Annotated in this window: 9 protein-coding genes; 8 read left to right on the plus strand and 1 reads right to left on the minus strand. The window is 71.2% G+C overall.

Annotated features, from left to right (window positions below):
- Positions 1–112 precede the first annotated feature (112 nt).
- Positions 113–667 carry a hypothetical protein gene (locus KDN32_RS13260; protein ID WP_211732730.1) on the plus strand — a complete coding sequence of 185 codons (555 nt, stop codon included), beginning with the start codon at positions 113–115 and terminating at the stop codon, positions 665–667.
- A 140-nt stretch (positions 668–807) separates the two neighbouring features.
- Here KDN32_RS13260 and glgP read toward each other — a convergent pair whose 3' ends face one another.
- Positions 808–3390 carry an alpha-glucan family phosphorylase gene (gene glgP / locus KDN32_RS13265; protein ID WP_211732731.1) on the minus strand — a complete coding sequence of 861 codons (2583 nt, stop codon included), beginning with the start codon at positions 3388–3390 and terminating at the stop codon, positions 808–810.
- A 135-nt stretch (positions 3391–3525) separates the two neighbouring features.
- Between glgP and KDN32_RS13270 the strand changes: the two genes are divergently transcribed.
- The 7 genes from KDN32_RS13270 (at position 3526) to ppdK (ending at position 15644) form a co-directional block, all read left to right on the plus strand.
- Positions 3526–5520 carry an alpha-1,4-glucan--maltose-1-phosphate maltosyltransferase gene (locus KDN32_RS13270; protein ID WP_211732732.1) on the plus strand — a complete coding sequence of 665 codons (1995 nt, stop codon included), beginning with the start codon at positions 3526–3528 and terminating at the stop codon, positions 5518–5520.
- Positions 5521–5543: 23 nt separating this feature from the next.
- A complete protein-coding gene (gene treS / locus KDN32_RS13275) occupies positions 5544–7304 on the plus strand; it encodes a maltose alpha-D-glucosyltransferase (RefSeq protein WP_211733181.1) in 1761 nt (586 codons plus the stop codon).
- On the plus strand, positions 7301–8683 hold the full coding sequence (locus KDN32_RS13280; RefSeq protein WP_211732733.1) for a maltokinase N-terminal cap-like domain-containing protein: 1383 nt from the start codon (positions 7301–7303) through the stop codon (positions 8681–8683). The genes treS and KDN32_RS13280 overlap by 4 nt, the downstream gene beginning before the upstream one ends.
- On the plus strand, positions 8680–10590 hold the full coding sequence (gene glgB / locus KDN32_RS13285; RefSeq protein WP_249217053.1) for a 1,4-alpha-glucan branching protein GlgB: 1911 nt from the start codon (positions 8680–8682) through the stop codon (positions 10588–10590). The genes KDN32_RS13280 and glgB overlap by 4 nt, the downstream gene beginning before the upstream one ends.
- A gap of 241 nt (positions 10591–10831) precedes the next feature.
- Positions 10832–11776 (plus strand): type IV toxin-antitoxin system AbiEi family antitoxin domain-containing protein, encoded by a 945-nt coding sequence (locus KDN32_RS13290; RefSeq protein WP_211732735.1) that lies wholly within the window; start codon positions 10832–10834, stop codon positions 11774–11776.
- A 166-nt stretch (positions 11777–11942) separates the two neighbouring features.
- The gene (locus KDN32_RS13295) at positions 11943–12965 is read left to right on the plus strand and encodes an NUDIX hydrolase (RefSeq protein ID WP_211732736.1); all 1023 of its coding nucleotides are present in this window, start codon (positions 11943–11945) and stop codon (positions 12963–12965) included.
- 15 nt (positions 12966–12980) lie between these two features.
- On the plus strand, positions 12981–15644 hold the full coding sequence (ppdK, locus tag KDN32_RS13300; protein WP_211732737.1) for a pyruvate, phosphate dikinase: 2664 nt from the start codon (positions 12981–12983) through the stop codon (positions 15642–15644).
- The last annotated feature ends 2 nt before the right edge of the window (positions 15645–15646 follow it).

A 15646-nucleotide genomic window follows, 5' to 3' on the forward strand; every position in this document is an offset into this window, starting at 1 on the left:
GACCGCGAGCCTGTCCGTATCGCACGATTGGGGGACATCGGTGCGACGGCGGGGGCCGCCGGCGCCCGGAGTCCTAGCCTCGACGCCCCTGGTCCCCTCCCCGAGGAGCGTCGTGAACCGATTCCCCGTGCTCGCCGTCGCCACCGCCCTCACCTGGAGCGCGGTGGGCGTCGCGCCGCCGTCCTCCGGCGCGCAGGCCGGATCGACCGTGACCTTCACCTCCGAGCGCGACTACGTCGTCTCGACCACCCATCGCGGCCGCGACCTCACGGGCACCGGCGCGCTGCCCGACGGCTACACCGCGGACGGCGTGCGCGCACGACCCGCGGCGGACGCGCTGGGCTCGCGCGGCGTCGAGGTGCTCGTCGACCTCGGCACGCCCGTCTACTCGATGTCGACGCGCGGACACGCGCTCTTCACCCACCACCGCGGCCGGCTGCGGCCCGTCACGCTGCGGGGGCGCCCCTTCACGCTCACCACCTACGCCGAGGACAGCGACCAGGGCGGCTTCCGCTGCCGACGCGGCCGCCTCCTCGTCGACTGGTTCCACCTCGGCAGCCGCCGCGGGGATCGCACGACGTACCGCCTCGCCGGCCGGCGGCTGGTCCAGGTGTCCCGCACGCCGCTGCGGCGCCCGGTCGTCAGCCGACCCGGGAGCTGCTCCTGACGCACGCAGGCCGTCGCTCGCAGCGCGGCGAGACACGGGGGTTGTCAGGCTCTCGCTGAACTTGTCAGGCCGTGCACGGCCTGACATGTTCAGCGATCCCCGGCTGACCGGGGATCGCTGAAAGAGCCGAGATGCCGCCCTCAGACCGGCTCGGCCACCAGCCCCAGCTCGGCGACCGAGGCGAGCGCGGCGTTGCGGGGCACCACGCGCACGGTGTAGCCGAACGGGCCCGAGTGGTCGAGCCGCACGTCGGTGTCGAAGCGGTGCCGGTTGCCGTCGTAGGACTCCCCGACGTGCATCGGCGAGACCGAGGTGCCGGTGAGCACGTCGTCGGAGCCGATCCGGCCGTGCACGACCTGGACCTCGACGTCGTCCGGCGACAGCGCGCCGAGCGCGACCCACGCGCGCACCGCGAGGGTGGCGCCGACCTCGGCCTGGTCGCCGACGCCCTCGGAGTCGACGTGCTCGACGCGGACGCCGGGCCACGCGGCCCGGACGGTCTGCTTCCAGCCCGACAGGTTGCGCGCGCCGGCGTAGTCGGAGTTGAGCGCACGGGCGGTGTGCGCGGCGGGGGCGTAGAGCTCGCGGACGTAGTCGCGGACCTGGCGGGTGGCGAGCACCTTGGGGCCGAGCGACTTGAGGGTGTGGCGCACCATCTCGATCCAGCGCGGCGGCACGCCCTCGTCGTTGGTCTCGTAGAAGCGCGGCACGACCTCGCCCTCGAGCAGGTCGTAGAGCGCGTTGGCCTCGAGGTCGTCACGCCGGTCGGCGTCCTCGATGCCGTCGGCCGACGCGATCGCCCAGCCGTTGTTGCCGTCGTACCACTCGTCCCACCAGCCGTCGAGGATGGAGAGGTTGAGGCCGCCGTTGAGCGCGGCCTTCATGCCCGACGTGCCGCAGGCCTCGTAGGGACGCAGCGGGTTGTTGAGCCACACGTCGCAGCCGGGGTAGAGCGGCTGGGCCATCGCGATGTCGTAGTTGGGCAGGAACGCGATGCGGTGGCGGATCTCCGGGTCGTCGGCGAAGCGCACCATCTCCTGGATGAGGCGCTTGCCGGTCTCGTCGGCGGGGTGCGCCTTGCCGGCGATGACGAGCTGGATCGGCCGCTCCGGGTCGAGCAGCAGCCGCTTGAGCCGCGCGGGGTCGCGGAGCATCAGCGTGAGCCGCTTGTAGGTCGGCACGCGACGGGCGAACCCGATGGTCAGCACGTCGGGGTCGAGCGCGCCGTCGACCCAGGTGGTCTCGGCGGGGGCGAAGCCGCGCTTGGCCGCCGAGCGGCGCATCCGGTCGCGGGCGTCGTCGATGAAGCGCGTGCGCAGCGTGCGCTTGAGGTCCCAGATCTCGCGGTCGGAGATCTCGTCGACCAGCGGCCACAGCGCGTCGGTGTCGTCGCCGTCGACGTCCGCACCGCGGCTCGCCGCCAGCTCGACGACCTCGCGGGCGATCCAGGTCGGGCCGTGGACGCCGTTGGTGATCGAGCTGATCGGCACCTCGGCCTCGTCGAAGGCCGGCCAGAGGCCGTTGAACATGCCGCGCGACACGTGGCCGTGGAGCTCGGAGACGCCGTTGGCGCGCTGCGCGAGCCGGAAGCCCATCACCGCCATGTTGAAGACGCCGGCGTCGCCGCCGTCGTAGTCCTCGGCGCCGAGCGCCAGGATCCGGTCGACCGGTACGCCCGGGGTGGGCGAGCTGCCCCCGAAGTACTGCTCGACGAGCTCGCGCGGGAAGCGGTCGATGCCGGCGGGCACCGGGGTGTGGGTGGTGAAGACCGTGCCGGCGCGGGAGACCTCGAGGGCGGTGTCGAAGTCGACGTGCGGGCCGTCCTCGCCGACGGTGAGCTCGCGGATCCGCTCGATGCCGAGGAACCCGGCGTGGCCCTCGTTGGCGTGGAAGACCTCGGGCGCCGGCGCGCCGGTGATCCGCGACCAGGCGCGGAGCGCGCGGACGCCGCCGATGCCGAGCAGCAGCTCCTGGCGCAGCCGGTGCTCGGAGTTGCCGCCGTAGAGCCGGTCGGTCACGTCGCGGTAGTGGGCGCTGTTCTCCTCGATGTCGGTGTCGAGCAGCAGCAGCGGCACCCGGCCGACCTGCGCGACGAGGATCCGGGCGACGAGGTCGGGGCCGTCAGGCAGCGCGAGCGAGATGGTCGCGCGGGTGCCGTCGGCCTCACGGAGGACGGTCAGCGGCAGCTCGTCGGGGTCGAGGACCGGGTAGCTCTCCTGCTGCCAGCCGTCGCGGTCGAGCGCCTGCTTGAAGTAGCCGTGGCGGTAGAACAGGCCCACGCCCACCAGCGGGATGCCGAGGTCGGACGACGCCTTGAGGTGGTCGCCGGCGAGGATGCCGAGGCCGCCGGAGTACTGCGGCAGCACCGACGTGATGCCGAACTCGGAGGAGAAGTACGCGATCGCGCGCGGCGCGTCCTCGCCGGCCTTGCGGGCGTACCAGCGGTCCTCGCCGAGGTAGCGCTGCAGGTCGGCGTGCGCCGCGTCGAGGCGCTGGCGGAACTCGCCGTCCTCGACGAGCTCGTCGAGCCGCTCGCGGCCGACGGCCCCCAGAAAGCGGACCGGGTCGCCGGCCACCTCGCGCCACAGCGCCGGGTCGACGGACGCGAAGACGTCCTGGGTCGGCGGGTGCCACGACCAGCGCAGGTTGCCGGCCAGGACGGACAGCGCCCCCAGCGGCTCGGGCAGGACGGGACGGACGGTGAATCGACGGATCGCTCGCACGGTCCCGCACGCTAGGGCATTTCTTGGATCGATCCAAGACCCACCCTCCCGGGCGGGTCGGTCCACCGCTCCGCAGGGTGAGACCGAGCGTGCCCCGGGTTGCGCCCATGACCATGGGTTCGCAAGTGTGGGGCCATGGTTGGACGCATTCCCGTGATGGACGTCTCCCCCGTCGTCGACCTCGGCCGGCAGGCCGCCAAGGCCACGGTCGGCGAGCCGATGCCCGTGCGCGCGACCGTGTTCCGCGAGGGACACGACCAGCTCGGCGCGGAGGTGGTGGCGATCGACCCGCAGGGCACCCGCCGCGACCCCGTCCGGATGGTGCCCGACGGTGACCAGCCCAACCGCTACGTCGCCCACGTCACGCCCGACGTCGAGGGCGAGTGGACCTTCGAGGTGCACAGCTGGTCCGACGTGATCGGCACCTGGCAGCACGACGCCGGGATCAAGATCCCGGCCGGCGTCGACGTCGAGCTGATGTTCACCGAGGCCCGCCTGATCCTCGAGCGCGTCTCCGCCGCCACCGGCACCGAGGCGCTGAGCACGGCAGACGCCGAGGTCGTACGGGGCGCGGCCGCCGCGGCCGCGGACACCTCGCGCCCGGTCGGCGCGCGGCTCGCGGCGCTGCAGGACCCGGGCCTGTCCGCGGTGCTGCTCGCCCACCCGCTGCGCGACCTGCACACCGCGACCGGGCCGTTCCGCTTCCGGGCCGACCGCACCCGGGCGCTCTTCGGCAGCTGGTACGAGTTCTTCCCCCGGTCCGAGGGAGCGACCCGCGACCCCAGGACCGGCAAGGTCACCACCGGCACCTTCCGCACCGCGACCCAGCGGCTCGACGCGGTCGCGGCCATGGGCTTCGACGTGCTCTACCTGCCGCCGATCCACCCGATCGGCGAGGTCAACCGCAAGGGTCCGAACAACACGCTCACCCCCGGCCCGGACGACACCGGGTCGCCGTGGGCGATCGGCAGCAAGGACGGCGGCCACGACGCGATCCACCCCGACCTCGGCGACTTCGACGACTTCGACGCCTTCGTCGCCCGCGCCGGCGAGCTCGGCCTCGAGGTCGCGCTCGACCTCGCCCTGCAGGCCGCGCCGGACCACCCGTGGGTGACCACCCACCCGCAGTTCTTCACCACGCGCGCCGACGGCACCATCGCGTACGCCGAGAACCCGCCGAAGAAGTACCAGGACATCTACCCGATCAACTTCGACAACGACCCCTCCGGCATCTGCCGCGAGGTGCTGCGCGTCGTCAAGCTCTGGATGTCGCACGGCGTGCGGATCTTCCGCGTCGACAACCCGCACACCAAGCCGCTGGCCTTCTGGGAGTGGCTGCTCGCGGAGGTGCGGCGCACCGACCCCGACGTGCTGTTCCTGTCGGAGGCCTTCACCAAGCCGGCGATGATGCACGGCCTCGGCGCGATCGGCTACCACCAGAGCTACACGTACTTCACGTGGCGCACCGGCAAGCGCGAGATCGAGGACTACCTGCGCGAGGTGTCGTCGGAGTCCGACCACCTGATGCGGCCGAACTTCTTCGTCAACACCCCCGACATCCTCCACGCCTACCTGCAGTACGGCGGGCCGGCGGCGTTCAAGGTCCGGGCCGCGCTCGCCGCCACGGGCTCGCCGAGCTGGGGCGTCTACGCCGGCTACGAGCTGTTCGAGCACGTCGCGGTCAAGCCCGGGTCGGAGGAGTACCTCGACTCGGAGAAGTACCAGATCCGCATCCGCGACTGGGACAAGCGCGAGGCCGACGGCACGACGCTCGCGCCCTACCTCACCCGTCTCAACGAGATCCGGCGCCAGCACCCCGCGCTCCAGCTGCTGCGCAACCTCACTGTCCACTCCAGCGACGACGACCAGGTGCTGGTGTTCTCCAAGAAGGCTGCCCTGCCCGACGGGGGGGACGACGTCGTCATCAGCGTCATCAACCTCGACCCGCACGGCACCCGCGAGACGATGGTCCACCTCGACATGCCGGCCCTCGGCCTGGAGTGGCACGACTCGTTCGTCGCCCACGACGAGATCACCGGCGCCGACTGGAGCTGGAGCGCGCACAACTACGTACGCCTCGATCCCGGGTGGGAGCCCGCGCACGTCATCACCGTCAGGAGGACCCGTTGACCGAGCACCCGACCTCTGCCCAGATGCCGGCCGACGCCGGCGCAGCGACCGCGGTGCTCAACGCCGAGCCCGAGTGGTTCAAGACGGCGGTGTTCTACGAGGTGCTGGTGCGGTCGTTCCGCGACTCCAACGGCGACGGCACCGGCGACTTCAAGGGCCTGATCGAGAAGCTCGACTACCTCGAGTGGCTCGGCGTCGACTGCCTGTGGGTGCCGCCGTTCTTCACCTCGCCGCTGCGCGACGGGGGCTACGACGTCGCCGACTACAACAACATCCTCCCCGAGTGCGGCACGGTCGAGGACTTCCACGACTTCCTCGACGCCTGCCACCAGCGCGGCATCCGCGTGATCATCGACTTCGTCATGAACCACACGAGCGACGCGCACCCGTGGTTCCAGGCCAGCCGCAGCGACCCCGAGGGCCCCTACGGCGACTTCTACGTCTGGTCCGACACCGACGAGCTCTACCAGGACGCACGCGTCATCTTCGTCGACACCGAGCCGTCGAACTGGACCTGGGACCCGGTGCGCCAGCAGTACTACTGGCACCGGTTCTTCCACCACCAGCCCGACCTCAACTTCGACAACCCCAAGGTCCACGAGGCGATGCTGGACGCGATGGCGTTCTGGCTCGACATGGGCCTCGACGGCTTCCGCCTCGACGCCGTGCCGTACCTCTACGAGCGTCCCGGCACCAACGGCGAGAACCTGCCGGAGACCCACGACTTCCTGAAGAAGTGCCGTCGCTTCGTCGACGAGCACTACCCCGGCCGTGTCCTGCTGTGCGAGGCCAACCAGTGGCCGGCCGACGTGGTCGAGTACTTCGGGCCCGAGCAGACCGAGGACGGCCGCTGGGTCGGCACGGAGTGCCACATGGCGTTCCACTTCCCGGTGATGCCGCGCATCTTCATGGCCGTGCGCCGCGAGTCGCGCTTCCCGATCTCGGAGATCCTCGAGCAGACGCCGGAGATCCCCGACGGCTGCCAGTGGGGCATCTTCCTGCGCAACCACGACGAGCTGACCCTCGAGATGGTCACCGACGAGGACCGCGACTACATGTGGTCGGAGTACGCCCATGACCCGCGGATGAAGGCCAACATCGGCATCCGGCGCCGGCTCGCTCCCCTGCTGGACAACGACGTCAACCGGATGGAGCTGTTCACCGCGCTGCTGCTGTCGCTGCCCGGCTCCCCCGTCCTCTACTACGGCGACGAGATCGGGATGGGCGACAACATCTGGCTCGGCGACCGCGACGGCGTGCGCACCCCGATGCAGTGGACCCCCGACCGCAATGCCGGCTTCTCGTCCGCGACGCCCGGCAAGCTGCACCTGCCGGCGATCCAGGACCCGGTCTACGGCTACCAGTCGGTCAACGTCGAGGCCCAGCTGGAGAACACCTCCTCGCTGCTGCACTGGACCCGTCGCCTGGTCCACACCCGGCGCCGGCACCCGGCGTTCGGGCTCGGCGACTTCACCGACCTCGGCGGCTCCAACCCGAGCGTGCTGTCCTACGTCCGCGAGCACGCGCCCGAGGGCGGCGGGCCCGAGAGCCGCGACGTCATCCTGTGCGTCAACAACCTCTCCCGCTTCCCGCAGCCGGTCGAGCTCGACCTCCGGCAGTACGAGGGCATGGTGCCCGTGGAGCTCCTCGGCGGCGTCCCGTTCCCCGCCATCGGCGAGCTGCCCTACCTCCTGACCCTGGGCGGCTACGGCTTCCTGTGGCTCAGGCTCACCGAGGCGAGCACGGGGACGAGCCACATGGGCCAGATGGGGGCGGAGCAGTGACCGAGCAGATCGCAGCCTGGATCGGGGAGGCCCGCTGGTTCGGCGGCAAGGGCCGGGACTGGACCCTCGTCGACGTCCGTCGGGTGGGCGAGCTCCCCGACCCGCCAGCAGGCACGAGGGTCGCCATCGACCTGGCCGAGGTGGCCTACGCCGACGGCGACACCGAGCTCTACCAGGTGCCGCTGGCCTTCTACACCGAGCCGCAGGACCGCCTCGCGCACGCGCTCGTCTGCGAGTGGGACGACGACGAGCTCGGCCACACCTGGGTCTACGACGCGCTGCACGACCGCGAGGCGATGGCCCTGTGGCTGCGCGCGTTCGACGTCGCGGCCAACGCCACCCGCGGCCTGCTCCACTTCCACCGGGTGCCCGGCCACGACCTCGACCTCGAGGCCCACTCGACCCTCTTCTCCGGCGAGCAGTCCAACTCGTCGGTCGCGTTCGGCGACGACGCGCTGATGAAGGTGTTCCGCAAGGTCACCCCGGGCGTCAACCCGGACATCGCGATCCACCACGTGCTCACCGAGGCCGGCTCCACCCACGTGGCCGCCCTCTACGGCTGGCTCGACCTCGTCGACGAGGACACCGACACCACCATCCAGCTCGCGATGCTCCAGCAGTTCCTGCGCACCGCCAGCGACGGCTGGGACCTGGCCCTGGCGAGCGTGCGCAACCTCTTCGCCGAGGCCGACCTGCACGCCGAGGAGGTGGGCGGGGACTTCGCGGGGGAGGCCTCGCGCCTCGGCACCGCCCTCGCCGAGGTCCACGCCGACCTCGCCGCCCACTTCCCGCGCGAGCAGCGCGACCCCGCGGCGCTCGACGCCCTCGCCTCGGCGATGGAGGGCAGGCTCGACGCCGCCGTCGCGGTGGTGCCAGCCCTCTCGGCCTACGAGGACGGGCTGCGCCGCACGTACGCCCGGCTGCGCGAGCTCGACGGTGTCGAGGTCCAGCAGGTCCACGGCGACCTGCACCTCGGCCAGACCCTGCGCACCGTCAAGGGCTGGAAGATCGTCGACTTCGAGGGCGAGCCCGCCAAGCCGCTCGCCGAGCGCCTCGAGCCCGACTCGGTGTGGCGCGACGTGGCCGGGATGATCCGCTCCTTCGACTACGCGCCGCGGGTGACCGCCCTCACCGGCGGGGGCGCCGACGACGCCGAGACCGAGCAGCGCGCCTACCGCGCCGCGGAGTGGTCGGCGCGCAACCGGGCGGCGTTCCTCGAGTCGTACACCGAGCAGCGGGGTACCGGGCTCGACGAGGCGGCGAGCGCCCTGCTCGACGCCTACCTCGCGGACAAGGTCGTCTACGAGGCCGTCTACGAGGCACGCAACCGTCCGGGATGGCTCTCCATCCCGCTGGCAGCGCTGGAGGACACCGCATGAGCGAGCAGCAGACCACCGACACCCACGCCCCCGGCGAGCTCGACCTGCACCTGATCGGCGAGGGCCGGCACGAGGAGCTGTGGACGGTCCTCGGCGCGCAGGTCTCGACCGGCTCGACCGGCGAGGTGGAGGGAACCTCGTTCCGGGTCTGGGCCCCCAACGCGATGGAGGTCCAGGTCGCCGGCGAGTGGGCCGGCTGGGACGGCTCCGCCCACCCGATGGCCCGTCTCGACGGATCGGGCGTCTGGCACGTCCACGTGCCGGGGGTCGGCGTCGGCTCGCAGTACAAGTACCGCATCCGCGGCGCCGACGGGCAGTGGGTCGACCGCGCCGACCCGATGGCGCAGTGGGCCGAGAAGCCGCCGAGCTCGGCCTCGGTCGTGTGGCGCTCGCAGCACCAGTGGGGCGACCAGGACTGGCTGGAGGCACGCCGCGGCAAGCAGCCGGTCGACGAGGCGATGTCGGTCTACGAGGTGCACCTCGCGTCGTGGCGCAAGCACTACTCCGGCGACCTCTACGACTGGGACCAGATCGCCGACGCGCTGGTCCCCTACGTCTCCGGCCTCGGCTTCACCCACGTTGAGTTCATGCCGGTCATGCAGCACCCCTTCGGCGGCTCGTGGGGCTACCACGTCACGTCCTACTTCGCCGCCGACTCCCGCTTCGGCGACCCCGACGGCCTCAAGCGGCTCATCGACCGGCTGCACCAGGCCGGCGTCGGCGTGATCCTCGACTGGGTCCCCGGCCACTTCGCCACCGACGAGTGGGCGCTCGCCCGCTTCGACGGCACCCCGCTCTACGAGGACCCCAACCCCCAGCGCGGCTGGCACAAGGAGTGGGGCTCGCACATCTTCAACTTCGGCCGCAACGAGGTGCGCAACTTCCTCTACGCCAACGCCGTGTTCTGGCTCGAGGAGTTCCACGCCGACGGTCTGCGCGTCGACGGCGTCGCATCGATGCTCTACCTCGACTACGCCCGCGAGCACGGCGAGTGGTCGCCCAACGTGCACGGCGGCCGGGAGAACCTCGAGGCGGTGCAGTTCCTCCAGGAGATGAACGCCACCGTCTACAAGCGCGTCCCCGGCATCGTCACGATCGCCGAGGAGTCGACCGCGTGGCCGGGCGTCACCGGCCCCACGAGCGAGGGCGGCCTCGGCTTCGGCTTCAAGTGGAACATGGGCTGGATGCACGACTCCCTGACCTACATGGCCAAGGACCCGCTCTACCGCAGTCACCACCACGGCCAGATGACGTTCTCGCTGGTCTACGCCTTCGCCGAGAACTACGTGCTGCCGATCAGCCACGACGAGGTCGTGCACGGCAAGGGCTCCCTGCTGCGCAAGATGCCCGGCGACCGCTGGCAGCAGCTGGCGAACCTGCGGGCGTACCTCGCCTTCATGTGGGCCCACCCCGGCAAGCAGCTGCTCTTCATGGGCTGCGAGATCGGCCAGGAGTCCGAGTGGGCCGAGAGCCGCGAGCTCGACTGGTGGCTGCTCGAGCACCCGGAGCACGCCGGCGTGCACGCGATGGTCCGCGACATGAACGCCGCCTACACCGCCTCGGGTGCGCTGTGGGGACGGGACAACGACCCCGCCGGCTTCCAGTGGGTCGACGCGAACGACGCGGGCCGCAACACGTTCTCGTTCGTGCGCCGCTCCCCCGGCGAGCCCGACGTGGTGTGCGTGTCGAACTTCGCCGGCCAGCCGCACGAGGGCTACCGCCTCGGGCTGCCCTCGGCAGGCACGTGGACCGAGGTCCTCAACACCGACGCGTCGGCCTACCACGGCTCCGGCGTCGGCAACCTCGGCTCGATCACCGCCGTCGAGGGCGAGCACGTGGGTCAGCCCGCGCACGCCGACGTCGTCGTCCCGCCCCTCGCGACGGTCTGGTTCCGCAAGGCGGACTGAGCCTGCGGACCTGACACACCCCGCATCGTCGTGATGTTTCACCATGGGATGTCGTCCAGTGTGCACTTCCCTCATGCTCCTTCGTGAGGGAAGTGCAGTGCTTCTCGACATCCCCAGGTGAAGCAGCGCAGGTGCGGGATCGCGCCAGAATCCGCCCACAGCGCGCTCGGCACGAGCGTCGTCCACAGGCGATGGGGTACGACGCTGGTGTGGGCGAGCCCGGTCGCCGACCGTGAGCGCCATGGACCCCTTGCGTGCGATCTGCCTCGAGCTCGGCTTCTTCACCCGTGCCCACGCCCGTGAAGCGGGCTACGACGAGCGCGCCATCGATGCGGCCGCTCGCTCCCGACGGTGGCTCCGCATCCGCCGTGGGTACTACACGTTCCCGGACATCTGGCAGACGGCCTCTCCGGAGGAGCGCCACCTCATGAGGTGCCGGGCGGTCCTGGACTCTCTCGGCGACTCGGTCGCGCTGAGCCACACGTCCGGCTGCGTAGCGGCCAAGATCGAGGTCTGGGGCCTGTCCCTCGACAAGGTGCACGTGACCCGGCTGGACGGCGGCGCGGGACGCATCGACCGCGATGTCGTCCACCATGAAGGGCTGGTGACCGAAGACGAGGTCGGGGAGATCGACGGCATGCGTGTGCTGGCGCCTGCACGTTGCGCGCTCGAGGCAGGGTCCGTCGCCACATCGGAGAGCGCTCTGGTCGTCCTCAACTCTGCGTTGTTCCGTCGCAGGTGCACGTCCGACGAGATCGCCAACCAGTTCGACGTGATGGCGCACTGGCCGCGGGTGCGCCACCTCCACGTCCCGGTCCGCATGTCAACCGATCGCGCCGAGTCGGTCGGAGAGTCGCGGAGTCTCTGGCTGTTCTGGACCCAGCACATCCCCACACCGGTGCTCCAGCTCGAGGTCTATGACCGTTCGGTCCTCGTGGGACGCACCGACTTCGGGTGGCCGAAGCTCCGCCGGCAGGGACTCGGCGAGTTCGACGGCAAGGTGAAGTACGGGCGACTCCTCGAGCCGGGCCAGCATCCGGGTGAGGTGGTCTTCGAGGAGAAGAAGCGGGAGGACCGTCTCCGCGAGGTCACGGGAGCCTGGATGCTCCGGATCATCTGGTCGGACCTCGACCACCCGGACGACACGGCTGCGCGCCTGCGCCGCCTGATGGCGCGCGCCTCCTGAGGACACCCGACGCCCCGTTGCTCTGTCGTGGGATGTCGCCGAATGTGCGCTCCCCTCACGCTCCTTCATGAGGGATGCGCGGTAGTGCCCGACATCCCATGGTGGAGCAACGACGAGGGGTACGCACCGCCGTCCGGGGTGACCTCGGACTGGCTAGGGTGGCCCGGTGCCTGACCAACAGCCCACGCTGACCGACGGGACCGTGACGCTGCGGGCCTGGCGCGACGACGACGTCGCCGAGGCGGTGGCCGGGCACGACGAGGAGATGGCGCTCTGGTTCGGCTGGGACGCCGACGACGTCACCGAGCAGACCCACCGCGACGCGGTCACCCGGTGGCACGAGCGCTACGCGGCGGGCGAGCAGGCGTCGTTCGTCGTGGAGCACGCCGGCGCGATCGTGGGCAGCGTCGAGGCGACCCGTCAGGGAGACGCCGGCGCGAGCCTCAGCTGGGCGCTCTACTCCGGCCACCGCGGTCGTGGCCACGCCGCCCGCGCGGTGCGCGTGCTGGTCGACTGGGTGTTCGCCGACCGGGACCAGGGAGGTTGGGGACTGCAGCGGGTGGAGGCGCGGATCGACCCGCGCAACGACGCCAGCCGCCGGGTGGCCACCCGGGCCGGACTGCGGCTCGAGGGGTCCCAGCGGATCACCCCCGGCATGGGCGACCGGCCCGACGCCACCTCGTACCTGGTCTTCGCCCGGCTCGTCACCGACCCGCCGCTGAGCGACCCCGAGTCGTTTCGCTCCCTGCTCAACTCCTTCCTCCCCCGCAAGCGCGCGATCGCGCAGATGCTGGTGCGCGACCCGGAGGGACGGGTGCTGCTGTGCCAGCTGACCTACAAGCGCGACTGGGACCTGCCGGGGGGTGTCGTCGAGGTGGGCGAGTCGCCACGCGTGGCGGTCGGGCGTGAGGTCGAGGAGGAGCTCGGGCTGACGATCAGCCCCGGTGCGCTGGTGCTGACCGACTGGCTCCCGCCGTGGGGCGGCTGGGACGACGCGGTGTGCCTGGTCTTCGACGGCGGCACGCTCGACCCCGCGACGCTCGCGGATGTGGTCAAGCAGGAGCGCGAGATCCGCGACGTGCGGTTCTGCACCCTCGAGGAGGTCGACGAGCTCGCAGCCGACTTCACCGCGCGACGCATCCGGGCCGCCGTCTCGGGTGAGGGAACGTATACGGAGTCCGGTCGCTGAGGCAGGATGCCTCTCATGACCTGGGTCTACGACTTCGCTGAGGGCAACAAGGACCAGAAGGACCTGCTGGGCGGCAAGGGCGCCAACCTGGCCGAGATGACCAACCTCGGTCTCCCCGTGCCACCGGGGTTCACGATCTCCACCGAGACGTGCCGCGCCTACCTGGCCGAGCGCGGTGAGCCCGACGGCCTGGCCGAGGAGGTGACCGACCACCTCGCCGCCCTCGAGGAGGCGATGGGCAAGAAGCTCGGCGACGCCGACGACCCGCTGCTCGTCTCGGTCCGCTCCGGCGCGAAGTTCTCGATGCCCGGCATGATGGAGACGGTCCTCAACGTCGGCCTCAACGACACCTCCGTCGGCGGCCTCGCGGCCCGCAGCGACTCCGAGCGCTTCGCGCAGGACTCCTACCGCCGCCTGCTCCAGATGTTCGGCGGCACCGTCCTGCACGTCGACTCCGAGCTGTTCTCCGACGCGCTCGACGAGGTCAAGCGCGCCAAGGGCACCGAGTCCGACCTCGACCTCGACGCCGACGACCTGCGCGGCGTCGTGGAGACGTTCAAGCAGATCATCAAGGACCAGACGGGACGCGACTTCCCGCAGGACCCGCGCGAGCAGATGGACCTCGCCATCCGGGCGGTCTTCGACTCGTGGAACACCGACCGCGCCCGCCTCTACCGGCGCCAGGAGCGGATCCCGGAGGACCTCGGCACCGCCGTCAACGTCCAGGCGATGGTCTTCGGCAACTTCGGCATGGACTCCGGCTCCGGCGTCGCCTTCACCCGCGACCCGGCCAGCGGCAACCAGGGCGTCTACGGCGACTACCTGCAGAACGCGCAGGGCGAGGACGTCGTCGCCGGCATCCGCAACACCGTCTCGCTGGCGGACATGGCCGACATCGACCAGACGTCCTACGACGACCTGATGGACATCATGAGCCGCCTCGAGCGGCACTACCGCGACATGTGCGACATCGAGTTCACCGTCGAGCGCGGCAAGCTCTGGATGCTGCAGACGCGCGTGGGCAAGCGGACGCCGGAGGCGGCGTTCCGGATCGCCGTGCACATGGTCGACGAGGGCCTGATCGAGATGGACGAGGCGGTGCTGCGCGTCACCGGCGACCAGCTCGCCCAGCTGATGTTCCCGCGCTTCGACGAGACCTCGGAGCGGACCCTGCTGGCGAAGGGCATGAACGCCTCACCGGGCGCCGCCGTCGGCAAGGCGGTGTTCGACTCCGACACGGCCGTCGAGTGGACCGCGCGCGGCGAGGACGTGATCCTCGTCCGCAAGGAGACCAACCCCGACGACCTGCGCGGGATGGTCGCGGCGCGCGGCATCCTGACCAGCCGTGGCGGCAAGACGTCGCACGCCGCCGTGGTCGCCCGCGGCATGGGCCGTACGTGCGTGTGCGGTGCGGAGTCGCTCGACGTCGACACGAAGGCCCGGCAGTTCCGGGTCCGCGACGGCGAGACGATCAGCGAGGGCGACGTCATCTCCATCGACGGCACCACCGGCGAGGTGTTCGCCGGCGCCGTGCCGGTCGCCGACTCGGTCGTGGTGCGCCACTTCGAGGGTGAGAAGCTCGACGACGACCTCGCCCACGCGGTGGCGCGGATCATGGCGCACGCCGACGGCGCCCGTCGGCTCCGCGTGCGGACCAACGCCGACACCCCCGACGACGCCGCCCGCGCGCGCCGCTTCGGCGCCCAGGGCATCGGGCTGTGCCGCACCGAGCACATGTTCCTCGGCGAGCGCCGCGAGCTGGTCGAGAAGCTCATCGTCGCCGAGGACGACGAGGGCGTCGAGGCCGCGCTCGCCGAGCTGCTGCCTCTCCAGCGCCAGGACTTCACCGAGATCTTCGAGGCGATGGACGGGCTGCCGGTCACCATCCGGCTCCTCGACCCGCCCCTGCACGAGTTCCTGCCCGACCTCACCGAGCTCAGCGTCGAGGTCGCGCTCGCCGAGGAGCGCGGGGCGGTCGACGAGCACGCGGTCACCCTGCTGACCCACGTGCGGCGCCTGCACGAGCAGAACCCGATGCTCGGCCTGCGCGGCGTACGTCTCGGCATCCAGATCCCCGGCCTGTTCCGGATGCAGGGCCGGGCGATCGCCGAGGCCGCCGCCGACCGGATGGCGGTCCACGGCGCGCCACGCCCCGAGATCATGGTCCCGCTGGTCGCGAGCGTCCGCGAGCTGCAGATCGTGCGCGCCGAGCTCGAGCAGCAGGTCGCCGAGGTCGAGGAGGAGCGCGGGGTCACGCTCGACATCGCGATCGGCACCATGATCGAGCTGCCGCGCGCGGCGTTCCTCGCGAACCGGATCGCCAAGTCGGCCGACTTCTTCTCCTTCGGCACCAACGACCTGACCCAGATGGCCTGGGGCTTCAGCCGCGACGACGTCGAGGCGTCGTTCTTCTCGCGCTACTTCGAGCACGGCATCTTCGACGTCTCACCGTTCGAGTCGCTCGACCAGCTCGGCGTCGGCGGGATGGTCGAGATGGGCACCAAGAAGGGCCGCAAGACCAAGGCCGACCTCAAGATCGGCGTGTGCGGCGAGCACGGGGGCGACCCGCGGTCGGTGCACTTCTTCGACGAGGTGGGCCTCAACTACGTGTCGTGCTCGCCGTTCCGGGTGCCGGTCGCCCGGCTCGAGGCCGGCCGGTCGGTGCTGCAGAAGCGCTGAGG

It is taken from the genome of Nocardioides palaemonis (genome assembly GCF_018275325.1).
Classification (GTDB): Bacteria; Actinomycetota; Actinomycetes; order Propionibacteriales; family Nocardioidaceae; genus Nocardioides; species Nocardioides palaemonis.